The 23,163-nt window shown below is 66.9% G+C and carries 18 protein-coding genes; 13 read left to right on the top strand and 5 right to left on the bottom strand.

Annotation, left to right across the window (positions count from 1 at the left end):
• Positions 1 to 47: 47 nt before the first annotated feature.
• The 4 genes from ACEXQC_RS14490 (at position 48) to ACEXQC_RS14475 (ending at position 3,477) form a co-directional block, all read left to right on the top strand.
• On the top strand, positions 48 to 1,049 hold the full coding sequence (locus ACEXQC_RS14490) for a Vgb family protein (protein WP_374823728.1): 1,002 nt from the start codon (positions 48 to 50) through the stop codon (positions 1,047 to 1,049).
• 34 nt (positions 1,050 to 1,083) lie between these two features.
• Entirely contained in the window at positions 1,084 to 1,386 is a 303-nt protein-coding gene (locus tag ACEXQC_RS14485; RefSeq protein ID WP_374823725.1) for a DUF427 domain-containing protein, read from the top strand.
• Positions 1,387 to 1,461: 75 nt separating this feature from the next.
• A complete protein-coding gene (locus tag ACEXQC_RS14480; RefSeq protein ID WP_374823722.1) occupies positions 1,462 to 2,460 on the top strand; it encodes a Vgb family protein in 999 nt (332 codons plus the stop codon).
• A gap of 159 nt (positions 2,461 to 2,619) precedes the next feature.
• Positions 2,620 to 3,477: a Vgb family protein gene (locus ACEXQC_RS14475; RefSeq protein WP_374823719.1), complete on the top strand. Its 858-nt coding sequence runs from the start codon at positions 2,620 to 2,622 to the stop codon at positions 3,475 to 3,477.
• Positions 3,478 to 3,511: 34 nt separating this feature from the next.
• On the opposite strand, the gene ACEXQC_RS14470 is transcribed toward ACEXQC_RS14475, so the two are convergent.
• The 5 genes from ACEXQC_RS14470 to ACEXQC_RS14450 all read right to left on the bottom strand — a co-directional run bounded on the left by ACEXQC_RS14470 (position 3,512) and on the right by ACEXQC_RS14450 (position 7,617).
• Complete coding sequence (locus ACEXQC_RS14470; protein ID WP_374823717.1) at positions 3,512 to 4,003, bottom strand: SprT-like domain-containing protein; 492 nt, start codon at positions 4,001 to 4,003, stop codon at positions 3,512 to 3,514.
• Between the two features lie 10 nt (positions 4,004 to 4,013).
• Positions 4,014 to 4,562, bottom strand: a complete 549-nt coding sequence (locus ACEXQC_RS14465; RefSeq protein ID WP_374823714.1) for a hypothetical protein — start codon at positions 4,560 to 4,562, stop codon at positions 4,014 to 4,016.
• A gap of 105 nt (positions 4,563 to 4,667) precedes the next feature.
• On the bottom strand, positions 4,668 to 5,846 hold the full coding sequence (locus tag ACEXQC_RS14460) for a PQQ-dependent sugar dehydrogenase (RefSeq protein ID WP_374823711.1): 1,179 nt from the start codon (positions 5,844 to 5,846) through the stop codon (positions 4,668 to 4,670).
• 22 nt (positions 5,847 to 5,868) lie between these two features.
• Positions 5,869 to 6,768 carry a spermidine synthase gene (locus tag ACEXQC_RS14455; RefSeq protein ID WP_374823708.1) on the bottom strand — a complete coding sequence of 300 codons (900 nt, stop codon included), beginning with the start codon at positions 6,766 to 6,768 and terminating at the stop codon, positions 5,869 to 5,871.
• A 9-nt stretch (positions 6,769 to 6,777) separates the two neighbouring features.
• Positions 6,778 to 7,617 carry a DUF817 domain-containing protein gene (locus ACEXQC_RS14450; RefSeq protein ID WP_374823705.1) on the bottom strand — a complete coding sequence of 280 codons (840 nt, stop codon included), beginning with the start codon at positions 7,615 to 7,617 and terminating at the stop codon, positions 6,778 to 6,780.
• 247 nt (positions 7,618 to 7,864) lie between these two features.
• On the opposite strand from ACEXQC_RS14450, the gene rpoB reads away from it, so the two are divergent.
• The 9 genes from rpoB (at position 7,865) to tyrS (ending at position 22,841) form a co-directional block, all read left to right on the top strand.
• Positions 7,865 to 11,353: a DNA-directed RNA polymerase subunit beta gene (gene rpoB / locus ACEXQC_RS14445; RefSeq protein ID WP_374823703.1), complete on the top strand. Its 3,489-nt coding sequence runs from the start codon at positions 7,865 to 7,867 to the stop codon at positions 11,351 to 11,353.
• A gap of 42 nt (positions 11,354 to 11,395) precedes the next feature.
• The gene (locus ACEXQC_RS14440; protein WP_374823700.1) at positions 11,396 to 15,274 is read left to right on the top strand and encodes a DNA-directed RNA polymerase subunit beta'; all 3,879 of its coding nucleotides are present in this window, start codon (positions 11,396 to 11,398) and stop codon (positions 15,272 to 15,274) included.
• 109 nt (positions 15,275 to 15,383) lie between these two features.
• A complete protein-coding gene (locus ACEXQC_RS14435) occupies positions 15,384 to 16,571 on the top strand; it encodes a hypothetical protein (RefSeq protein ID WP_374823697.1) in 1,188 nt (395 codons plus the stop codon).
• A 324-nt stretch (positions 16,572 to 16,895) separates the two neighbouring features.
• Positions 16,896 to 17,270, top strand: a complete 375-nt coding sequence (gene rpsL / locus ACEXQC_RS14430; protein WP_022882694.1) for a 30S ribosomal protein S12 — start codon at positions 16,896 to 16,898, stop codon at positions 17,268 to 17,270.
• Positions 17,270 to 17,740: a 30S ribosomal protein S7 gene (gene rpsG, locus ACEXQC_RS14425; RefSeq protein WP_374823694.1), complete on the top strand. Its 471-nt coding sequence runs from the start codon at positions 17,270 to 17,272 to the stop codon at positions 17,738 to 17,740. The genes rpsL and rpsG overlap by 1 nt, the downstream gene beginning before the upstream one ends.
• Positions 17,741 to 17,786: 46 nt before the next feature.
• On the top strand, positions 17,787 to 19,901 hold the full coding sequence (gene fusA / locus ACEXQC_RS14420) for an elongation factor G (protein WP_374823691.1): 2,115 nt from the start codon (positions 17,787 to 17,789) through the stop codon (positions 19,899 to 19,901).
• A 114-nt stretch (positions 19,902 to 20,015) separates the two neighbouring features.
• On the top strand, positions 20,016 to 21,209 hold the full coding sequence (gene tuf / locus ACEXQC_RS14415) for an elongation factor Tu (RefSeq protein ID WP_374823688.1): 1,194 nt from the start codon (positions 20,016 to 20,018) through the stop codon (positions 21,207 to 21,209).
• Positions 21,210 to 21,287: 78 nt separating this feature from the next.
• Positions 21,288 to 21,497 (top strand): Rv0909 family putative TA system antitoxin, encoded by a 210-nt coding sequence (locus ACEXQC_RS14410; RefSeq protein ID WP_374823685.1) that lies wholly within the window; start codon positions 21,288 to 21,290, stop codon positions 21,495 to 21,497.
• Between the two features lie 33 nt (positions 21,498 to 21,530).
• Positions 21,531 to 22,841, top strand: coding sequence for a tyrosine--tRNA ligase (tyrS, locus tag ACEXQC_RS14405; protein ID WP_374823682.1), 1,311 nt, complete (start codon positions 21,531 to 21,533; stop codon positions 22,839 to 22,841).
• Positions 22,842 to 23,163: the final 322 nt, after the last annotated feature.

Below are 23,163 nucleotides of genomic sequence, written 5' to 3'. Positions count from 1 at the left end.
ACCATTGCTCATCACACCCTCGGTGCTCCCTGTGGTGCTCTAGCTCGATGACAACCACGACCTCCAGCTCCCGCATCGCCGCAGCCCTCGTCCTCTCCCTCGTCACGCCTCTCGCGGCCCTCGGCCCGGTCGTGTCGGTCGCAGCCCTCGACCTCCCACCGGCCGGCATCTCGCTCTGGCACGACGTCCCGCTGGCCAACCCGAGCGGCATCGCCGAGGTGGTCACGAGCGATGCGCGGGGCGACATCTGGTACTACGACAGCCGCGACGAAGACCTGGTGCGGGTCGACTCGGCCACTCGCTCGCAGCAGACCTTCGCCCTGGGCCCGCGCGCGTGGGTGCTGGGCATCGTCGGGGTGCCCGACGGCACCATCTGGTACACGGATCTGCGCGACCACACCATCAACCACCTCGATCCGGGGACCGGCTCGATCGACTCGTTCCCACTCACCGGGGTGAGCTACACCCCGTCGTCGCTGGCGCTGGGATCCGACGGCAACGTCTGGTTCGGGGATCCGTTCGCCACGAACCTCGTCCAGGTGAGCCCGGCGGGCGTCCTGACGATGGTGGCCGAACCCCGCGACGAGCGCATCCTGGCCGTCGCGACGGCTCCCGACGGCCGTCTCCTCTACACCCGCACCGGATCCGATCGCGTGGGAGCGCTCGACCTGTCCACAGGCACTTTCTCCGACCTGGGGGTAGGAGCGTCGGCGGGAGCCGCCCTCACGGTCGGCGCGAGCGGGGCGGTCTGGATCGACGGAGTCGGCGAGTTCACCAGGATCGCGCCCGACGGCACCATCACGACGCATCCGATGTCGGTGCCCGGCCCTATCCCGGTGCGGCCGATCGCCCTGGCCGGGGGAGACCTCGCAGGCGACGACGACGTCGAGCTGTCCTTCATCGACCCCGAATACGGCTTCGGCACGGTCGATGCCTCAGGAGCTCCGCAATTCAGTCGCCTCGACGGCGCCCGCACCTCCCTCGCGCTCGACGGAGCGGGGCACGTGTGGGTGAATGACCTGTGGGGTGCCTCCCTGCAGTGGCGCTGAGGCGTAGCGTGGAGGTGACACAGGAGGTCAACACATGAAGGCAGTTCTGGGCGACATCGTGATCGCCGAAGCACCCAAGGAAGACCTGATCGCCATCGAGGGCAACTGGTACTTCCCGCCGTCGAGCGTGAAGTCCGAGTACCTCGAGAAGAGCGACACCCCCTACACCTGCCCGTGGAAGGGCGAGTGCCAGTACTTCGACGTCAAGGACGGCGACGAGTCCCTGAAGGACCGCGCCTGGAGCTACCCCACCCCCTACCCGGCCTCCTTCGACCGCGTCGGCAAGGACTTCAGCAACTACGTAGCCTTCTGGAAAGAGATCCAGGTCACCGACTGACCCACCCGAGCGCGCGGCGGCCTGGGTAGAAACTGCTCAGGCCGCTCTGCGGTTCCGCACCTCTACGGTGGGCGGATGCTCCGTCGAACCACCGCCCTCCTCGCGGTCACCGCTGCCGTCTCAGCCCTGCTGACTCTGGGCTCCGTCGCCGCGTCGCCGGCCGCGGTGCAGGCCCTCGACCCGTTCCCGCGTGACTTCGCCACCTGGCACGAGACACCGCTGGCCACCCCAGGCGGTCGAGCGGATGCGATCGCGACGGATGCGAGCGGCCAGGTCTGGTACTCCGACTCCCTCAGCAACCAGATCGTGGGCCTCCGCCCCGACACGGGTACGCAGACGGTCCACGACCTCGGCGCCGTGCGCCCGGGAATCACGAGCCTCGCCATGGGTGCCGACGGGATGCTCTGGTTCAACGACCTCTCCCACGGAGCCGTCGGCCGCCTCGACCCGGTGTCCGGCGCGGTCGAGACGTTTCCCCTGGGCGCTCCGACCGACTCGGCCATGTCACTCACCTCCACCCCCGACGGCCTAATGTGGTTCGGCGACCTCGACCATGGCGGCCTCGCCTCCATCACGGGCGATGGAACCATCACGCGCCACCCCGACCCCGACGGTGCCCTCGCCATGCACCTCGTGCGCGCCACAGACGGTCGGCTCTGGTACACCCGAGATGGGCTCACCTCGCTCGGTGTGCTCGATCCCCGCACCGGCGCGGTCGATCTCGTGCCGCTCGGGCTGGTCGGCTTCTCCGGCCTCGCGGCCTCGCCCGCGGGAGACGTGTGGGTGGGTGGCTTCGGCGGCGTCGCGAGGGTCTCCCCGGCCGGCGGCGTCACCATCGTCCCCGTCTCCGCCGTGCCCTGGGCACCGGCCGTCCCCGTCTCCCTCGTGGCGGGCGAGCACTCGGCCCTCTACTTCACCGACGAGAACGGCGGTCTCGGTCGCGTCGACTTCGCCGACCACGTCGACTTCCTCCGCCCCCCGTTCACCGGCGCCACCCCCGACCGCCTGGCGGTCACCCCCACAGGCACCCTCTGGTACACCGACTTCACCCGCTCCACCCTCGGCTCCCTCTGACCCACCCCTCACCGCACCCAGTAAGCACACGATGACCTCCACACCCGTGTCCGCCGCCGCAGTCTCGCTCGAATCGCGGCGGCCGTCACTGCGCTCGCCGCAGGTCTCAGCGTTGCGACCTCCGCCCACGCCTTCGTCCCCCGCCCGTCCTGGCATGAGATGGCTGTCGCCACACCAGGAGGCACGCCCAGCGGGATCACCAACGGGCCCCTCGGCGACATCTGGTACGTCGACAACGTCAACCGCCAGGTCGTGCACGAGCTCTACGCCGCCGGAGTCTCCAAGACGTACTCCGTCGCACCGTTGGGCTACATCTCGGACGTGACGCGCGGCGCCGACGGAAACCTCTGGATCTCGGCACCGCTCGACAACGCCCTCGGGCGACTCGACCCGGCCACGGGCACGATCGACGTCATCCCGCTCTCCTCCCGGGCGTCATCCGCGGGTTCCCTGGTGAGCGCGCCCGACGGAGTGTGGTTCACCGATGCGGGCCCGGGCAACCTGGTGCGAGTCGGGTACGACGGGACGCTCTTCGAGGTCGCTTCACCGAGCAGCTGGATCGGCGATGGGATCGCGGTCGACAGCCGAGGTGCGGTGTGGGTGAGCGATCCGCTCTCCACGGACATGTTCGTCTTCGATCCGGCGACGGGCGTCTTCACGACCGTCGCCACCGGGATCACGGGCATTCAGGCCATCACCCCGTCGGCGCGTGGCGGGGTCTGGGTGGCGGGAGCCGCGGAGCTGGCACGGGTCACGTCGGTCGGCGTCAGCGAGACGACGAGCATCCCGGTCACCACCGGAGGGTCGGCCTACATCCGCACCATGGAGGAGGGCGCCGACGGCGCCGTCTACTTCGCCGACTTCGCCGAGGGATTGGGATGGAGGAATCCCTCCGGCGCTGTCTCGTTCCTGGCGCCGCCGATGGCCGGGGCGAAGCCCGAGGAGGTGTCCGTCACCTCAGACGGCCTGCTCTGGTACACAGACTCTGCTCGGGGAACGATCGGGTGGAGGTTCTGACCACCGACGAAGTCGACGAGTCAGCGGGTCGGGGTCAGCGGGTCTGCGCGAGGGTGCTGCGGCGCACGGCGGAGACGTCGCGGCGGGACCAGTCGATGAGGTGCGCCGAGCTGAAGCCCCGGGCGCACAGGCTGCACGAGAGGCGCGACTTCGGGCGGCGGTGGCGGTAGAACTCGTGCCCGGCGGGGCACCGCCCGATCCACGGCGCCAGCTCGTCGGCCCGCGTGCCGTCGTGCAGCCGCGAGCCCTCGTAGCCCAGCTCTCGAGCGACAGCCACCCACCGGGGCCCGTGCCCCGCGGCCGAGCCCGCCAGCGCGTGCGCCACTTCGTGCAGCAGGATCTGGTGGATCTCGTCGTCGTCGTACCGCGCCGCGAGATACCGCGACACCGTGATCCGGTGCGCCGTGTAGTTGCACTGCCCGGCCCGCGTCTTCGCGTTGTCGAACCCGAAGCTCCAGAGCGACGCGTCGAGGTGCAGCGCGATGAGCGCGTTCGCCCAGCGGGTCACCCGCGCGAGATCGGCCATGGTGCGCGCCTCAGGCCGAGAGGAACGACTCGGTCACGGCGACCGCCACGAGAGAGCTCTCGAGCTGGTCGATCGAGGCGCCCTGCTTCTCCATGAGGAACACCGCCGACTTGAAGTCCGCGAGCGCCGCCTCGTACTCGGCCATCTCGAACTGCACCTTGCCGCGCGCCAGAGTCGCGATCGCCTCGAGGGCACCCCACTCGTGCGTCTGCGCCTCCTCGACGCACAGCCCGAGCTCCTGCAGAGCAGCCGGGTACTTGCCCTGGTACTGCTGCACCTGGGCGCGACGGATGCGGGCACCCAGCGCGATCTCACGATCCCCCGAGAAGCGCGCCTGCCGCAGCGCCTCGTTGGCGATCGTGTACGCCTCGTCGAGCCGTTCGAGCAGGCGCAGCAGCACGACCTTCTCGTTCAGAGCCGAGAGGCTGCGCAGCTTGCCGAGCTCGTCGAGTCGCTCGGTCGCCGCGCGAAGGTCGACCTTCTCGCGGAGGGTGGTGGTGTCATAACCGGTGATGATGCTCAGTTGGTGCTCCAGGTGCGTGCGTTCCCGTGCTGTCACGATACCCAGGGCATCCCGGATGCGCCCGTGCGGATCTCGGCAGGTCGTCGAATGGTCCGGCGATCCGCCCCTGTGCAGGAGAGGACAGACCGGAGAAGAACTCGCTCAACCAGCCGGCACCAGATTCACCTGGTACAGCACGTCATCCCCCTCCCGAGGGGTCCCCCGCCCGTCGGTGTTGTTCGTGATCAGGTAGAGAGACGACCCCGGCCCGCGCACCACGTCGCGCACCCTCCCGAGCTGCCCGCCCTGGTACCACTCGGCCGACGCCCCGTCGAACCCGATCGTCCACAGGCGCTCGCCGCCGAGGGCCGCCATGAACACGGTGTCGCCCACAACGGCGATCCCGGAGGGCGACGCCTCATCGGTGCCCCACTGCTGCACGGGGTTCGCGAAAGCCGGATCCGATCCGAACCCCTCCTCCACAGGCCACCCGTAGTTGGCGCCCGGGGTGATCACGTTGATCTCGTCCCACGTGTTCTGCCCGAACTCCGCCGCCCACATCGTGCCGTCCGCCGCCCACGCGATGCCCTGCGGATTGCGGTGCCCCACCGACCAGATCGGCGACCCCGCGAACGGGTTGTCGGCGGGCACCGATCCGTCGGGCGCGATCCGCAGGATCTTGCCGCCGAGCGAATCCAGCGACTGCGCGTTCGCGGGCACGTTGGCGTCGCCCGCCGTGATGTAGAGCATGCCGTCGGGCCCGAACGCGATGCGACCGCCGTTGTGGTTCGAGGCCCGCGGGAGCCCGGTGAGCACCGGCTCGACCGCCCCGACCGTGCGGGCACCTGGCGTGCCCGAGACCGGCATCCGCACCACCCGGTTGTCGGATGCGGTCGTGAACTGCGCGTAGAGATAGGTTCCGCCCGAGCCCTCCAGTGCGGCCAGCCCCAGCAGCCCACCCTCGCCCGCGGCGGCGACATCGGGCACGGTGAACACGGGCACCGCCTGGCCGTCGACGATCTCGAGGATGCGCGCGGTGTCGCGTTCGCTCACGAACATCGATCCGTCGGCCAGCTGCGCGATCGACCAGGGTGCCTGCAGGCCGCCGACCACCGGCGCCGGATCGCCCGAGGGCACGAGCGGCCCGAGATCCTCGGCCGCAGGCGTAGGCGCAGCAGACGGCGACGGCGACGCAGAAGAAGGCGACGGCGAAGAAGACGGAGAAGGGCCAGCGGATGCGCTCGGCGCCACCGTGCGCTCCGGCTCCCCGCTGCACCCCGCGAGCACGAGCCCCACGACCGACGCTCCCACGAGCAGACCGAATCCCCTGAACGTGCTCATCCGCGCCTCCGATGTGTGTGGCTTACTCGTCCAGTCTCTTCCGATCGACCTGGAAAATGCTCCGAGCCGGCGCAGGAGACTTCGTCGACGTCTGATCGGTGGCCACGGGAGCCCCCGCGACGAAGTTCACGAGCTCGCGCCCCGCCACCACCTTGGCGGCCACCGGATCGCTCGCGAGCAGCCGCGGCAGCCCGTCGAACGGCAGTGGCAGGGCCGAGGCGAACGCCACCACGTTGCCGAACCGCCGAGCCTTGAGCATCTGCGGGTCGACGGCCAGCGCCACGTCGGCGAACACGTGCGAGAGCGTCGCCGCCTGGCTGCGGGCGAAGGCGAGTCCGGCGCCGTCCGCCACGTTCACGGCCACGATCCCGCCGGGTCGCAGCAGCGCGGCCACGGCGGTGTAGAACTCCACGCTCGTCACGTGGGCCGGCGTGCGCGCCCCCGCGAAGACGTCGACGACCACCACGTCCACGGTGCCCTGCAGTCCAGGCGGGAACTTCGACAGCACCTCCCGCGCGTCACCGTGCCGCACCCGGATGTTCGCGCTCTTGGGCAGCGGCAGGTGCGATCGCACGAACGCCACGAGCGAGCTGTCGATCTCCACGACCTGCTGTCGGGACCCCGGCCGGGTCGCCTCCACGTAGCGGGGGAGTGTGAACGCGCCCCCGCCGAGGTGCACGGCGGTGAGGGGCTCGCCGGGCGCGGCCACGAGGTCGATCCCGTGGCCGATCCGCCGCACGTACTCGAACGAGAGGTACGTGGGGTCGTCGACGTCCACGTGCGACTGCGGCGTGCCGTCCACGATGAGCACCTGCGATCCGGGCCGGAACCGGTCCTCCTCGAGGGTCGCGAGCAGCCCGTCGTCGAGCCGGGTCGACGGATGCTCGCGCGGCTCCCCGCGCTTGTCCCGTCCCTTGGCCATCCGTCGACCCTACCCGGGCCGTCGTGGCGGATACACCCAGGTCACGAGCACCACCGAGATGATCATGAGCAGGAACCACGAGCCGAGCTTGGCGAGCGAGACGAGCTGCCACCCCTCCATCTGGTCGGGGTAGCTCCAGGCCTCGGAGAACGTGGCGATGTTCTCGGCGAACCAGATGAAGAGCGCCACCAGCAGGAAGGAGAGCAGCACGGGCATGCGCAGCGTGCGCCTGAACACCCGGTAGTGCATCCAGGTGCGCCCGAAGATCACGACCACGGCGGCGAGCAGCACCCACCGAAGGTCCCAGATGTAATGGTGCGTGAAGAAGTTCAGGTAGATCGCGCCGGCGAGCACCGCCGTGACCCAGAACGGCGGGTAGCGCGTGAAGCGCAGATCGAACAGTCGGTACACGCGCACGATGTACGAACCCACGGCGGCGTACATGAACCCGCTGAAGAGCGGCACGCCGGCGATCCGCAGCACCCCCTCGCCCGCGTAGGTCCACGACCCCACATCGGTCTTGAAGATCTCCATCACCGTCCCCACGATGTGGAACAGCACGATCACCCGCAGTTCGCGGAACGTCTCGAGCCGGGCCGCGACCATCACGATCTGGATGGCGATGGCGGCGAGCGTGAGGAAGTCGTTCCGCGCGAGCACCGACTCGGCCGGGTACCAGAGCCGGGCGGCGAAGATCACGGCGAGCAGCGCCCCGCCGAAGACGCAGGCCCAGGCCTGCTTGAGCCCGAAGGCCAGGAACTCCACGAGCCACGAGACCGGCCCGCGGGTGGGGGTCGCGGCGAGGATGCGCCGCCACCGCGACTCGAGGCCCCGCTCGATGTCGCTCATGCGCCGGTTATACCTGAGAAATCGAAACCGGTCAAGGATTCCACTGGACAGGCGTGTCGAACGGGCCTATAGTTGTTCTTTGCGCTCCCAGAACAACCATGCCTTCATATTGTGGTCGGCAGCTGCGCCCCCCGGTGTAGCAACACTCTAGAACCATATTGCGGGTTCAGACCATATCTCGGGAGTACTCGACACACATCGACCGTAAGTATCGCATGGCCCCACGGGGCCCACGGAGGTTATTTTCTTGGCTGCTGCGCGCAACGCAACCACCACTTCACCCAAGAACGGTCGGGCCGCATCGCGGCTCTCGTTCGCCAAGATCACCGACACCCTGACGGTTCCGGATCTGCTCGCCCTGCAGACCGAGAGCTTCGACTGGCTGGTCGGCAACGACGTGTGGAAGGCACGCGTCGCAGAAGCGAAGAAGGCCGGTCGTCAGGACCTGCCGAACAACTCGGGTCTCGATGAGATCTTCGAGGAGATCTCCCCGATCGAAGACCTCGGTGAGACCATGCAGCTCAGCTTCACGAGCCCGTTCCTCGAGCCCGAGAAGTACACGATCGACGAGTGCAAGGAGCGCGGCAAGACCTACGCCGCCCCGCTCTACGTCGAGGCCGAGTTCATGAACCACCAGACCGGTGAGATCAAGACCCAGACGGTCTTCATGGGCGACTTCCCGCTCATGACCGAGCGCGGCACCTTCATCATCAACGGCACCGAGCGTGTCGTCGTGTCGCAGCTGGTCCGCAGCCCCGGCGTCTACTTCGACCGCACCCCCGAGAAGACCTCCGACAAGGACATCTACTCCGCTCGCATCATCCCGAGCCGCGGTGCCTGGCTCGAGTTCGAGATCGACAAGCGCGACCAGGTCGGCGTGCGCATCGACCGCAAGCGCAAGCAGTCCGTCACGGTCTTCCTGAAGGCCCTCGGCCTCACCAGCGAAGAGATCCTCGAGGAGTTCAAGGGCTTCGCGTCGATCGAGGCCACCCTGGAGAAGGACTCGATCCTCACCAAGGAAGAGGCCCTGAAGGACATCTACCGCAAGCTGCGCCCGGGCGAGCAGGTCGCCGCCGAGGCCGCGCGTGCGCTGCTCGACAACTTCTACTTCAACCCCAAGCGCTACGACCTCGCGAAGGTTGGTCGCTACAAGATCGACCGCAAGCTCGGCATCGACGCGCCGCTGTCCGACTCGGTTCTCACGAACCAGGACATCATCGCCACGATCAAGTACCTGGTGGCCCTGCACGACAACCAGACCACCATGTCCGGTGTCCGTGACGGCAAGAAGGTCGACATCCGTCTCGATGTCGACGACATCGACCACTTCGGCAACCGCCGCATCCGTGCGGTCGGCGAGCTCATCCAGAACCAGGTCCGCACCGGTCTCTCCCGCATGGAGCGCGTCGTCCGCGAGCGCATGACCACGCAGGACATCGAGGCGATCACCCCGCAGACCCTGATCAACGTGCGCCCCGTCGTCGCTGCGATCAAGGAGTTCTTCGGAACGTCGCAGCTGAGCCAGTTCATGGACCAGAACAACCCCCTCGCGGGTCTGACGCACAAGCGTCGTCTCTCCGCGCTGGGCCCTGGTGGTCTGAGCCGTGAGCGCGCCGGCGTCGAGGTGCGAGACGTGCACCCGAGCCACTACGGCCGCATGTGCCCGATCGAGACCCCGGAAGGCCCGAACATCGGCCTGATCGGTTCGCTCGCCTCGTTCGCGCGGATCAACTCGTTCGGCTTCATCGAGACCCCGTACCGTCGCGTCGTCGACGGCGTGGTCACCTCGAACATCGACTACCTCACCGCGTCGGAGGAGGACGAGTACATCGTCGCCCAGGCCAACGCGCCGCTGACGGCAGACGCCATGTTCGCCGAGGCCCGCGTGCTCGCCCGCAAGAAGGGCGGTGAGGTCGACCTCTTCCCGAAGGAGGACATCACCTACATGGATGTCTCGCCGCGCCAGATGGTGTCGGTCGCGACCTCCCTCATCCCCTTCCTCGAGCACGACGATGCGAACCGCGCGCTCATGGGCGCCAACATGCAGCGTCAGGCCGTGCCGCTCCTCCGTTCGGAGAGCCCGCTGGTCGGTACCGGTATGGAGGGCTTCGCAGCCATCGACGCCGGTGACGTGGTCACCGCGAACGGCGCCGGTGTCGTGCAGGAGGTCTCGGCCGACTCCGTCACCGTGCTCCTCGACGACGCAGGCACCGAGACCTACTACCTGCGCAAGTTCGACCGCTCCAACCAGGGCACGTCGTACAACAACCGCGTCATCGTCTCCGAGGGCGAGCGCGTCGAGGCCGGTCAGGTCATCGCGGATGGCCCGGCCACCGAGAACGGCGAGCTCGCGCTCGGCAAGAACCTCCTCGTGGCGTTCATGCCGTGGGAGGGTCACAACTTCGAAGACGCGATCATCCTCAGCCAGAACCTGGTGAAGGACGACGTGCTCTCCTCGATCCACATCGAGGAGTACGAGGTCGACGCGCGCGACACCAAGCTCGGCAAGGAGGAGATCACCCGTGACCTCCCCAACGTCAGCCCGGAGCTGCTCGCCGATCTCGACGAGCGCGGCATCATCCGCATCGGTGCCGAGGTCCGCCCCGGCGACATCCTGGTGGGCAAGGTCACGCCGAAGGGCGAGACCGAGCTGAGCGCCGAGGAGCGACTGCTCCGCGCCATCTTCAACGAGAAGTCCCGCGAGGTCCGTGACACGAGCCTCAAGGTGCCCCACGGTGAAGAGGGAACGATCATCGCCGTCAAGGAGTTCTCCGCCGAGAACGACGACGAGCTCGGCTCTGGCGTCAACCAGCGCGTCGTGGTCTACATCGCCCAGAAGCGCAAGATCACCGCGGGTGACAAGCTCGCCGGCCGTCACGGCAACAAGGGCGTCATCTCGAAGATCCTCCCGGTCGAGGACATGCCGTTCCTCGCCGATGGAACTCCGGTCGACATCGTCCTGAACCCCATGGGTATCCCGGGGCGCATGAACTTCGGTCAGGTGCTCGAGACCCACCTCGGGTGGATCGCGAAGCAGGGCTGGGAGGTCGAGGGCAAGCCCAAGTGGGCGGCGAACCTGCCTGAGCAGGCGCGTTCCGCAGCTCCCGGCACCAAGGTCGCGACCCCCGTGTTCGACGGCGCGTCGGAGGAGGAGATCGCAGGTCTCCTCGACTCGACGACCCTCACCCGCGACGGTGAGCGCCTCATCGGCTCCTCGGGCAAGACCCAGCTCTTCGACGGCCGCTCCGGCGAGCCGTACCCGGAGCCCGTCTCGGTCGGCTACATGTACATCCTGAAGCTGCACCACCTGGTGGACGACAAGATCCACGCCCGCTCGACCGGCCCGTACTCGATGATCACGCAGCAGCCGCTGGGTGGTAAGGCGCAGTTCGGTGGTCAGCGATTCGGTGAGATGGAGGTGTGGGCACTCGAGGCATACGGTGCCGCCTACGCCCTGCAGGAGCTCCTGACCATCAAGTCCGACGACATCCTCGGCCGCGTCAAGGTCTACGAGGCGATCGTCAAGGGCGAGAACATCCAGGAGCCCGGCATCCCCGAGAGCTTCAAGGTGCTCATCAAGGAGATGCAGTCGCTGTGCCTGAACGTCGAGGTCCTCTCGGCAGACGGCACCGCGGTCAGCCTCCGCGACACGGACGACGAGGTCTTCCGTGCAGCAGAAGAGCTCGGCATCAACATCTCCAGCCGCTTCGAGTCGTCGTCCATCGACGACATCTGAGCCGGCAACCACTAGAAGACTTTTTCCAGGAGAGAAGGAAAATTGCTCGACGTAACAACTTTTGATGAGCTGCGGATCGGCCTCGCAACGGCCGACGACATCCGCAAGTGGTCGCACGGTGAGGTCAAGAAGCCCGAGACCATCAACTACCGCACGCTGAAGCCCGAGAAGGACGGCCTCTTCGGAGAGCAGATCTTCGGGCCGAGCCGTGACTGGGAGTGTTCCTGCGGCAAGTACAAGCGGGTGCGCTTCAAGGGCATCGTCTGCGAGCGCTGCGGCGTCGAGGTCACGAAGTCGTCTGTGCGCCGTGAGCGCATGGGCCACATCGAGCTCGCCGCCCCGGTCACGCACATCTGGTACTTCAAGGGCGTCCCCTCGCGCTTGGGCTACCTGCTCGACATGGCGCCGAAGGACCTCGAGAAGGTCATCTACTTCGCCGCGTACATGATCATCTCGGTCGACGAGGACGGCCGTCACGACGACATGCCCGGCCTCGAGAACGAGCTGCGCCTCGAGATCAAGACGCTGGCCGACCAGCGCGATGCCCGCATCGCCGAGCGTCTGACCCGTCTCGAGACCGACCTCGCCGAGCTCGAGAACGAGGGCGCCAAGGCCGACCAGAAGCGCCGCACGAAGGATGGCGCCGAGAAGGAGATGTCGCAGACCCGCAAGGCCTACGACGACCAGATCTCCCAGCTCGAGCGCGTCTGGGAGGACTTCCGCAACCTCAAGGTCGGTGAGCTCAAGCCGGAGGACGCGATCTTCCACGAGCTCCAGGACCGCTACGGCATGTACTTCGAGGCCTACATGGGCGCCGAGGCCATCAAGAAGCGCCTCGAGGCCTTCGACCTCGAGACCGAGGGCGAGAACCTCCGCCTGCAGATCTCCGAGGGCAAGGGTCAGAAGAAGATCCGCGCCATCAAGCGGCTCCGCGTCGTGAGCTCCTTCCTCGCCACCGGCAACTCGCCGGCAGCGATGGTGCTCGACGTGGTCCCCGTGATCCCGCCGGAGCTCCGCCCGATGGTGCAGCTCGATGGTGGCCGCTTCGCGACCAGTGACCTCAACGACCTCTACCGTCGTGTGATCAACCGCAACAACCGCCTTCGTCGTCTGCTCGATCTCGGTGCCCCCGAGATCATCGTCAACAACGAGAAGCGGATGCTGCAGGAGGCCGTCGACGCACTGTTCGACAACGGCCGCCGCGGTCGCCCCGTCACGGGTACCGGCAACCGCGCCCTCAAGTCCCTGAGCGACATGCTCAAGGGAAAGCAGGGTCGTTTCCGCCAGAACCTGCTCGGCAAGCGCGTCGACTACTCGGGCCGTTCGGTCATCATCGTCGGCCCGCAGCTCAAGCTGCACCAGTGCGGTCTGCCCAAGCAGATGGCTCTGGAGCTGTTCAAGCCGTTCGTCATCAAGCGCCTGATCGACCTGAGCCACGCTCAGAACATCAAGGCCGCGAAGCGCATGGTCGAGCGCAGCCGTCCCCAGGTGTGGGACGTGCTGGAGGAGATCATCCGTGAGCGCCCGGTTCTGCTGAACCGCGCACCCACGCTGCACCGTCTCGGCATCCAGGCCTTCGAGCCTCAGCTCGTGGAGGGCAAGGCGATCCAGCTGCACCCGCTCGTCTGCGCCGCGTTCAACGCGGACTTCGACGGTGACCAGATGGCCGTTCACCTCCCGCTGTCGGTCGAGGCCCAGGCCGAGGCGCGCATCCTCATGCTCGCGTCGAACAACATCCTGAAGCCGTCCGACGGCCGCCCGGTCACCCTGCCCACGCAGGACATGATCATCGGTCTGCACCACCTCACCACCATGAAGGATGGGGCAGTCGGCGAGGGCCGCGCGTTCTCGTCGATCGCCGAGGCGATCCTCGCGTTCGACCAGAAGACGCTCGACCTCAACGCCGCCGTGCGCATCCGTCTGACGGACGTGCACTTCCGCGAGGACGAGCGCCCCGAGGGCTACGTCGACGGCCCCGTGCTCGTCGACATCTCGCTCGGTCGCGCCCTGTTCAACGAGGCTCTGCCCGTCGACTACCCCCTCACCAGGGACGTCGCCGACAAGGGCATGCTCTCCGGCATCGTGAACGACCTGGCGGAGCGGTACCCGAAGGTGGAGGTCGCTGCATCGCTCGACCGCATCAAGGACGCCGGCTTCTACTGGGCCACCCGCTCGGGTGTCACGGTCGCTCTCTCCGACATCCTGACCCCGCCCAACAAGCGGGAGATCGTGGCGGGCTACGAGAAGCAGGCCGCGAAGGTCCAGGGCCAGTTCGAGAAGGGTCTCACGACCGACCTCGAGCGTCGCCAGGAGCTCATCCAGATCTGGACGAAGGCCACCGAGGAGGTTGCGCAGGCGATGCGTGCCAACTTCCCGACCGACAACACCATCAACCGCATGGTGTCGTCCGGTGCCCGAGGCAACTGGCTGCAGATCCGGAACATCGCCGGTATGCGAGGCCTGGTGAACAACCCGAAGGGTGAGATCATCCCTCGCCCGATCATCTCCTCGTACCGCGAGGGCCTGTCGGTGGCGGAGTACTTCATCGCCACCCACGGTGCTCGCAAGGGTCTGGCCGACACGGCTCTGCGTACGGCCGACTCGGGCTACCTCACGCGTCGTCTCGTCGACGTCTCGCAGGATGTCATCATCCGCGAGCCCGACTGCGGCACCTCGCGCGGTCTCGACCTGCCGATCGCGATCGAGGGCGCCGATGGCGTCTGGACTCGCGACGACAACGTGGAGAACTCGGTCTACGCTCGCTCGCTGGCTGCGGATGCGGTCAACGAGAAGGGCGAGGTCGTGGCCGAGGCCGGTTCCGACGTCGGTGACGTGCTGATCGAGAAGCTCGTCGAGGCGGGCGTGCGCAACATCAAGGTGCGCTCGGTCCTGACCTGCGAGTCGGCCGTCGGTGTCTGCGCGACCTGCTACGGCCGGTCGCTCGCCACGGGCAACCTCGTCGACATCGGAGAGGCCGTCGGCATCATCGCGGCCCAGTCGATCGGCGAGCCCGGCACGCAGCTCACCATGCGCACCTTCCACACCGGTGGTTCGGCTTCGGCCGACGACATCACGCAGGGTCTTCCCCGCGTGCAGGAGCTCTTCGAGGCCCGTACCCCCAAGGGTGCGTCGCCCATCGTCGAGGCCGCAGGTCGCGTCACGATCGAAGACACCGACCGCAGCCGCAAGGTGATCCTCACGCCCGACAACGGCGACGAGCCGATCGCCTACCCGGTGCTGAAGCGTGCGACCCTCCTCATCGAGGACGGGCAGCACGTGGAGCTCGGTCAGCAGCTCATCGTGGGTGCCGTCGACCCCAAGGAGGTCCTTCGTGTGAAGGGCGTCCGCGAGGTGCAGAAGCACCTCGTCGGCGGTGTGCAGGGCGTCTACCGCTCGCAGGGTGTGCCGATCCACGACAAGCACATCGAGGTCATCGTGCGCCAGATGCTGCGCAAGGTCACCGTCGTGGAGCACAGCGACACCGACCTGCTCCCGGGTGAGCTCGTCGACCGGGCGCGCTACACCGAGGTGAACCGTGCCACGGTCGCCGAGGGCAAGCGTCCCGCGTCGGCTCGCCAGGAGGTCATGGGTATCACCAAGGCCTCGCTCGCGACCGAGTCGTGGCTGTCGGCCGCGTCGTTCCAGGAGACCACGCGTGTTCTCACGCAGGCCGCCATGGAGGGCAAGTCCGACCCGCTGGTGGGCCTCAAGGAGAACGTGATCATCGGAAAGCTGATCCCGGCTGGTACCGGGCTGCAGCGCTACCGCAATGTCACGGTCGAGGCAACCGAAGAGGCGAAAGCCGAGCGCTACCCGAACCGCATCTTCACGGATGACTCGGTGTTCTCGGAGGCGGACCTCTCGTTCGTCGACTTCGACAGCTTCTCGAGCGACGACTACACCCCCGGTACCTACAACTAGGCAGGCACCGGAACACCTCGGAAGGCCCCTCACCGCTCAGGTGGGGGGCCTTCCGCCATGTCGGCGCGCATCCCGGGCAATGCACCCGCCGATTGTTAGAGTTCACGTCATGAGCACCGACGACCGGCCCGACGACAAGCCCGAGTTCCCGAAGGGCGATCCGGCCGCGGAGAACCGCGACGGAGCCGCCGGCGCCACCCCGCCGCTGCCGGAGATCCCCGCCTGGGAGGCCCCTGCGTCCGCCGCGGCTCCCGCGTCCGCCGAGACCGCAGCAGACGCCCGCGCCGAGCAGCCTCGCCCGGCCGCGGCCCCCATCCCCATCCCGGAACCGATCCAGATGCCCTCAGAGGTGTCGCCCGCTCCTGAGACGTCCGCAGACTCCACGCCGGGGGAGGACTCCGCCACGCGTGCGCCCCTCGGAGGCCCGTACGTGGTCTCCGAGACCGGCGCCCCGATCGCGGAGCAGGCCGCCACGGCCTACGACCGCCAGCCGTCCGGCGGCCCCTACGTCACCTCGTCCGAGCCGCCGGTCGACGCAGAGCCGAGGGAGGCGCGCACGCCGTACCCCGCCGCCGCCTTCGCACCGGCCCCAGCTCCTGCCGGTGCCGCCGCCGGTGCCGCCGGTGCGTCGCCCCAGGAGGCCCCGACAGGCCACACGGCGCCCATCGACCCGCAGAGCGGCTACCCGACCGGGTACGCCCCCTACCAGGCCGCCCCGCAGCCCCTTCCGCCACGGCCGCCGCGCCCCCGCGGCAACCGCGGTGTCGGCTCGCTGCTGGCGCTCGCGGGTGCCGTCGTCTTCGCGGCGGTGTACGCGGGTGCCGCGTTCCTCATCATCGCGGCCAACCTCGCCGGAGACGCCGCGGTCACCGCCTTCTCCGACTTCCTGCTGAGCGCCGCGTTCATCGTGCCGGTGGTGGCGTTCGCCCTCACGATGATCCTGCTCGTCCTCATCCTCAACCGCGCCAGGTGGTGGACGTTCGTGCTCGGCGGGTTCCTCGTGGGCATCGTGGTCTACTTCGCCGGCATCGCGGGCGCCCTCGTGCACGTGCAGGCCTGGAACTGGCAGGCGCAGCAGCAGTACGAGTTCGTACGATCCCTCACCATGGATCCGCTGACCCTAGCGGGCGCCATCATCGCCAGGGAGGCGGCCATCTGGACGGGAGCGGTCATCGCCCTCCGAGGCCGCCGGCTGAAGGCCCGCAACGCCGCCGAACGCGAGGAGTTCGAGCGCGGACAGGCCGAGACGCGCACGGCCTCCGCCGAGGGCCAGCCCGCCGTCACCACGACCTGGTAACATCACTGGGTCCACCCGCCTCGTGCGGGAGACACCCGCGGTGCCGGAGGTCATTTGACCGCACGGGGCCTAGCGGCTATTATTTTCCGGGTGTGTGCATACTTGCATGCCCAGATTTTCGAGCGAAGCAGAACTGCCCGGCGACAGCCGATCAGAAGCTCCACCGCTCTACCAACCAGCGATACCAGAGCTATTTTGTACCGCCGGTGGGTCCAAACGATCTCGACACGCCACCTCGAGTGGCCGAGATACGCGAACGAACGGGTTCCGGACGTCCGTGCCCGATAGACAGACACTGAGCAGTACGAATACAAGGAGTAAGTAGTGCCAACCATTCAGCAGTTGGTCCGCAAGGGTCGCACCCCCAAGGTCGTCAAGACCAAGGCCCCCGCCCTCAAGGCCAACCCCCAGCAGCGCGGCGTGTGCACCCGTGTGTACACCACCACCCCCAAGAAGCCGAACTCCGCGCTTCGCAAGGTCGCCCGCGTCAAGCTGTCGAACGGCACCGAGGTCACCGCTTACATCCCCGGTGAGGGCCACAACCTGCAGGAGCACTCGATGGTGCTCGTGCGCGGCGGTCGTGTGAAGGACCTCCCCGGCGTTCGGTACAAGATCATCCGCGGCGCGCTCGACACGCAGGCCGTGAAGAACCGCAAGCAGGCTCGCAGCCGTTACGGCGCGAAGATGGAGAAGAAGTAATGCCTCGCAAGGGTCCCGCCCCGAAGCGTCCCGTTGTCGCCGATCCGGTCTACAACGCGCAGATCGTCAGCCAGCTCGTCAACAAGATCCTCCTCGATGGCAAGAAGGCCACCGCTGAGCGCATCGTGTACGACGCTCTCGAAGGCGTCTCCGCCAAGAACAGCCAGGATGCAGTCGTCACCCTGAAGAAGGCCCTCGACAACGTGCGCCCGACCCTCGAGGTCCGCTCGCGTCGTGTCGGTGGCTCGACCTACCAGGTGCCGATCGAGGTCAAGCCGCACCGTGCGAACACCCTCGCACTCCGCTGGCTCACCACCTACGCCAAGGCTCGCCGCGAGAAGACGATGACCGAGCGTCTCACCAACGAGATCCTCGACGCATCGAACGGTCTGGGCGCCGCTGTCAAGCGTCGCGAGGACACCCACAAGATGGCCGAGTCGAACAAGGCATTCGCCCACTACCGCTGGTAGTCGTTCGACCCCCTCTTTACCGCTCTTACCCAACCGGAGGCTATTCGTGGCACAGGACGTGCTCACCGACCTGAACAAGGTCCGCAACATCGGCATCATGGCTCACATCGATGCCGGCAAGACCACCACGACCGAGCGCATCCTGTTCTACACGGGTATCACTCACAAGATCGGTGAGGTCCACGACGGCGCTGCCACGATGGACTGGATGGCTCAGGAGCAGGAGCGTGGCATCACGATCACCTCTGCTGCGACCACCTGTTTCTGGAACAAGAACCAGATCAACATCATCGACACCCCCGGGCACGTCGACTTCACGGTCGAGGTGGAGCGTTCGCTCCGCGTGCTCGATGGAGCGGTCGCCGTCTTCGACGGCAAGGAGGGCGTCGAGCCCCAGTCCGAGACGGTGTGGCGTCAGGCCGACAAGTACAACGTTCCCCGCATCTGCTTCGTCAACAAGATGGACAAGCTGGGCGCCGACTTCTACTTCACGGTCGACACCATCATCAAGCGACTGGGTGCCAAGCCCCTCGTGATCCAGCTCCCGATCGGTGCGGAGTCGACCTTCGAGGGCGTCGTCGACCTGGTCGAGATGCGTGCGCTCACCTGGCGCGGCGACTCCAAGGGTGACGTCGAGCTGGGCGCGAAGTACGAGATCGAGGAGATCCCGGCCGACCTCAAGGAGAAGGCCGACGAGTACCGTCAGCTGCTCCTCGAGACCGTCGCCGAGACCGACGACGCTCTGCTCGAGCGCTACTTCGGTGGCGAGGAGCTGACCGTCGCCGAGATCAAGGGCGCGATCCGCAAGCTCACCGTCAGCAGCCAGATCTACCCCGTGCTCTGCGGCTCCGCGTTCAAGAACCGCGGTGTCCAGCCGATGCTCGACGCCGTGGTCGACTACCTCCCCTCCCCGCTCGATGTGCCCGCGACCGAAGGTCACGACATCCGCGACGAGGAGATCGTCGTCGAGCGCCACCCCGACCCGTCGAGCCCGTTCGCGGCCCTCGCCTTCAAGGTCGCGGTGCACCCGTTCTTCGGTCGTCTCACCTACATCCGCGTGTACTCGGGCCACCTCGCGTCCGGCGGTCAGGTCATGAACTCGACCAAGGGCAAGAAGGAGCGCATCGGCAAGATCTTCCAGATGCACTCCAACAAGGAGAACCCGGTCGACTCGGTCACTGCAGGCCACATCTACGCGGTCATCGGCCTGAAGGACACCACGACCGGTGACACCCTGTCCGACCCGTCGAACCAGATCGTCCTCGAGTCGATGACGTTCCCGGAGCCGGTCATCGAGGTCGCCATCGAGCCGAAGACCAAGGCCGACCAGGAGAAGCTGGGTGTCGCCATCCAGAAGCTCGCTGAGGAGGACCCGACCTTCCGCACGGAGCAGAACCAGGAGACCGGTCAGACGGTCATCAAGGGAATGGGCGAGCTCCACCTCGACATCCTGGTCGACCGCATGAAGCGCGAGTTCAACGTCGAGGCCAACGTCGGCAAGCCCCAGGTAGCCTACCGCGAGACGATCCGCAAGACCGTCGAGCGTCACGACTACACGCACAAGAAGCAGACCGGTGGATCCGGCCAGTTCGCGAAGATCCAGATCGCGATCGAGCCCCTCGAGGTGACCGCGGAGACGATCTACGAGTTCGTCAACAAGGTCACGGGTGGTCGCATCCCGCGCGAATACATCCCCTCGGTCGACGCCGGAATCCAGGATGCGCTGCAGGTCGGCGTTCTCGCCGGCTACCCGATGGTGGGCGTCAAGGCGCTCCTGCTCGATGGCGCATCGCACGATGTCGACTCCTCGGAGATGGCGTTCAAGATCGCCGGCTCCATGGCGTTCAAAGAGGCAGCTCGCAAGGCCAGCCCCGTGCTGCTCGAGCCGCTCATGGCCGTCGAGGTCCGCACCCCCGAGGAGTACATGGGCGACGTCATCGGCGACCTGAACTCCCGTCGTGGTCAGATCCAGTCGATGGAAGACGCCCAGGGCGTCAAGGTCGTGCGAGCTCACGTTCCGCTGTCCGAGATGTTCGGCTACATCGGCGACCTCCGGTCGAAGACCTCCGGTCGTGCCGTCTACTCGATGGCGTTCGAGAGCTATGCAGAGGTCCCGAAGGCTGTGGCCGACGAGATCATCCAGAAGAACAAGGGCGAATAGCCCCTCGTTCTGCGGGCCATGTCGGTTCGCGTAAAATATCAACAAACCCCCGCCTGAACCCCGGATGCAATCCAGCATCCGTGTATCGGGCATGAGCGTCCTGAGGAGGACCTAGTGGCTAAGGCCAAGTTCGAGCGGACCAAGCCGCACGTCAACATCGGAACGATCGGTCACGTTGACCACGGTAAGACCACTCTTACCGCTGCCATCTCGAAGGTCCTGGCGGACAAGTACCCGTCGGCGACCAACGTTCAGCGCGACTTCGCGTCGATCGACTCCGCTCCTGAAGAGCGCCAGCGCGGCATCACCATCAACATCTCGCACGTCGAGTACGAGACGCCCAAGCGTCACTACGCTCACGTCGACGCCCCCGGCCACGCCGACTACATCAAGAACATGATCACCGGTGCGGCTCAGATGGACGGCGCGATCCTCGTGGTCGCCGCCACTGACGGCCCGATGGCTCAGACCCGTGAGCACGTGCTGCTCGCCAAGCAGGTCGGCGTGCCGTACCTGATGGTGGCTCTCAACAAGTCCGACATGGTCGACGACGAGGAGATCCTGGAGCTCGTCGAGCTCGAGGTCCGCGAGCTGCTGTCGAGCCAGAACTTCGATGGCGACGACGCCCCCGTCATCCGCGTCTCGGGCCTCAAGGCTCTCGAGGGCGACGAGAAGTGGGTCCAGTCGATCGTCGAGCTGATGGACGCCGTGGACGAGTCGATCCCCGACCCGATCCGCGACAAGGACAAGCCCTTCCTCATGCCGGTCGAGGACGTCTTCACGATCACCGGTCGTGGAACCGTCGTCACGGGCCGCGCCGAGCGTGGCACCCTCGCCATCAACTCCGAGGTCGAGATCGTCGGCATCCGCCCGACGCAGAAGACCACGGTCACGGGTATCGAGATGTTCCACAAGCAGCTCGACGAGGCATGGGCCGGCGAGAACTGTGGTCTGCTCCTCCGCGGCACGAAGCGTGAAGACGTGGAGCGCGGTCAGGTCGTCGTGAAGCCGGGTTCGGTCACGCCGCACACCGACTTCGAGGGCACCGCGTACATCCTGTCCAAGGACGAGGGTGGGCGTCACAACCCCTTCTACACGAACTACCGCCCGCAGTTCTACTTCCGCACCACCGACGTCACCGGCGTCATCACGCTGCCCGAGGGCACCGAGATGGTCATGCCCGGCGACACCACCGACATCTCGGTCGCGCTGATCCAGCCGATCGCGATGGAAGAGGGCCTCGGCTTCGCGATCCGTGAGGGTGGCCGCACCGTCGGTGCCGGCACCGTCACCAAGATCAACAAGTAACAACTCGCTTCACCAGAAGGGCCGTGCCTCCGGGCGCGGCCCTTCTGCTTTCCCAGGTGGGGATGCCACGATGGAGTCATGGCTATCGACGACATCACCAAGAAGGCTCAGGCGTTCCTCAACGACAACAAGGTCAAGGATGCGCTGAAGAGCGAGAAGGCCGAGGAGATCAGCGACAAGCTCCTCGACGCTGCGGCCTCCGCGGCCAAGAAGGCGACGGGCGGCAAGCACGACGCCAAGATCGACGAGGCGAAGGCCAAGGCCGACAGGGCCATCGGCAACGAATAGCCCGTTCCCCGGGGGTTGGTAGGCTCGATTCTCGTGTCAGAGACTCTTGATCGCGCCCCGGTGCCGCAGCAGAACGATCCCGCCTTCGATGATGTGTGGGACGAACTGCGGTATCGCGGGCTCGTGCACGTCTCCACCGATGGGGATGCGCTGAAGGCACTGCTGGCGGGCCCTCCGATCACGTTCTACTGCGGCTTCGACCCCACGGCGCCGAGTCTGCACCTCGGCAACCTGGTGCAGCTGCTCGTGATGAGGCGACTGCAGCTCGCCGGTCACCGGCCGCTCGGGCTCGTGGGGGGATCGACCGGACTCATCGGTGATCCACGACCCACGGCGGAGCGCACCCTCAACACGAGGGAGACGGTCGCCGAGTGGGTCGGCTACCTGCAGGGTCAGATCGAGCGCTTCCTCAGTTTCGAGGGGGAGAACGCAGCCCGCATGGTGAACAACCTCGACTGGACGGCGCCTCTCTCGGCGATCGACTTCCTGCGCGAGGTGGGCAAGCACTTCCGGGTGGGCACGATGCTCAAGAAGGATGCGGTGTCCGCCCGCCTCAACTCGGATGCCGGCATCAGCTACACGGAGTTCAGCTACCAGATCCTGCAGGGAATGGACTTCCTCGAGCTCTACCGCTCATACGACTGCGTGCTGCAGACCGGGGGGAGTGACCAGTGGGGCAATCTCACGAGTGGCACCGACCTCATCCACCGTGCGGAGCAGGCGAGTGTGCACGCCATCGGCACCCCGCTCATCACCAATTCGGACGGCACGAAGTTCGGCAAGAGCGAGGGCAATGCGGTCTGGCTGGATCCTGCACTCACGAGCCCGTACGCGTTCTACCAGTTCTGGCTCAACACCGATGACGCCGACGTCGTCGAGCGGCTCAAGATCTTCACCTTCCTCTCCCGCTCCGAGCTCGAGCGGCTGGAGACATGCGTGCGGGATGAGCCGTTCCGCCGGGAAGCGCAGCGCACGCTCGCCTTCGAGGTGACCGCGCTCGTGCACGGAGTCGAGGCCACCGAATCGGCGATCGCCGCTGCGGCCGCGCTGTTCGGCCAGGGTGAGCTGGAAGCGCTGGATGCGCCGACGCTGACGGCCGCGGTCTCCGAGTTGACGACCACGCAGGTGTCGGGGGAGACCACGGTGATCGAGGCGCTCGTGAGCACGAAGCTTGTCGCGAGCGCCAGTGAGGCGCGGCGTGCCATCTCCCAAGGTGGCGTGTACCTCAACAACGTCAAGGTCACGGGTGACGATGCGGTGGTCGGCGAGGCTTTCCTCGCCGGCGGAGTCGCTGTGCTGCGCCGGGGTAAGAAGACCCTGGCGGGTCTGCTCCGATCCGCGTGATCCCGGGCGACACGCCCGGGCGGCATGCGGAGTTGCGGCCCCCTCGGCGATCCGCGTAATGTGATCCCTCGTCACCCCACAGGTGCGGAAAAGCGGAAGAGCTTACCGGCCTCAAGCGGAGACCAGACCCCCTACTGAATCTCGCTCCGGCGTGAACTTCGGTTTGACTTGCGAGTCGAGAGTGGTAGGGTAGAGAAGTTGCCCGGAGGGCTGCCAGTTTTGCTGGTGGGGCCGGTGCGTCCGATCCTTGAGAACTCAACAGCGTGCACAATGTCATATGCCAAAAACCCGTGCGGTCTTCGGATCGTATGGATTCCTTTTG

This window comes from Herbiconiux liukaitaii, from assembly GCF_041927495.1.
Classification (GTDB): domain Bacteria; phylum Actinomycetota; class Actinomycetes; order Actinomycetales; family Microbacteriaceae; genus Herbiconiux; species Herbiconiux liukaitaii.
This window is presented reverse-complemented; position numbering and strand designations above follow the sequence as displayed.

Coding starts and splice junctions, on each gene's coding strand:
- ACEXQC_RS14490 (WP_374823728.1), top strand. CDS start 48: ATGACAACCACGACCTCCAGCTCCCGCATCGCCGCAGCCCTCGTCCTC.
- ACEXQC_RS14485 (WP_374823725.1), top strand. CDS start 1,084: ATGAAGGCAGTTCTGGGCGACATCGTGATCGCCGAAGCACCCAAGGAA.
- ACEXQC_RS14480 (WP_374823722.1), top strand. CDS start 1,462: ATGCTCCGTCGAACCACCGCCCTCCTCGCGGTCACCGCTGCCGTCTCA.
- ACEXQC_RS14475 (WP_374823719.1), top strand. CDS start 2,620: ATGGCTGTCGCCACACCAGGAGGCACGCCCAGCGGGATCACCAACGGG.
- ACEXQC_RS14470 (WP_374823717.1), bottom strand. CDS start 4,003: ATGGCCGATCTCGCGCGGGTGACCCGCTGGGCGAACGCGCTCATCGCG.
- ACEXQC_RS14460 (WP_374823711.1), bottom strand. CDS start 5,846: ATGAGCACGTTCAGGGGATTCGGTCTGCTCGTGGGAGCGTCGGTCGTG.
- ACEXQC_RS14455 (WP_374823708.1), bottom strand. CDS start 6,768: ATGGCCAAGGGACGGGACAAGCGCGGGGAGCCGCGCGAGCATCCGTCG.
- ACEXQC_RS14450 (WP_374823705.1), bottom strand. CDS start 7,617: ATGAGCGACATCGAGCGGGGCCTCGAGTCGCGGTGGCGGCGCATCCTC.
- ACEXQC_RS14435 (WP_374823697.1), top strand. CDS start 15,384: ATGAGCACCGACGACCGGCCCGACGACAAGCCCGAGTTCCCGAAGGGC.
- rpsG (WP_374823694.1), top strand. CDS start 17,270: ATGCCTCGCAAGGGTCCCGCCCCGAAGCGTCCCGTTGTCGCCGATCCG.
- ACEXQC_RS14410 (WP_374823685.1), top strand. CDS start 21,288: ATGGCTATCGACGACATCACCAAGAAGGCTCAGGCGTTCCTCAACGAC.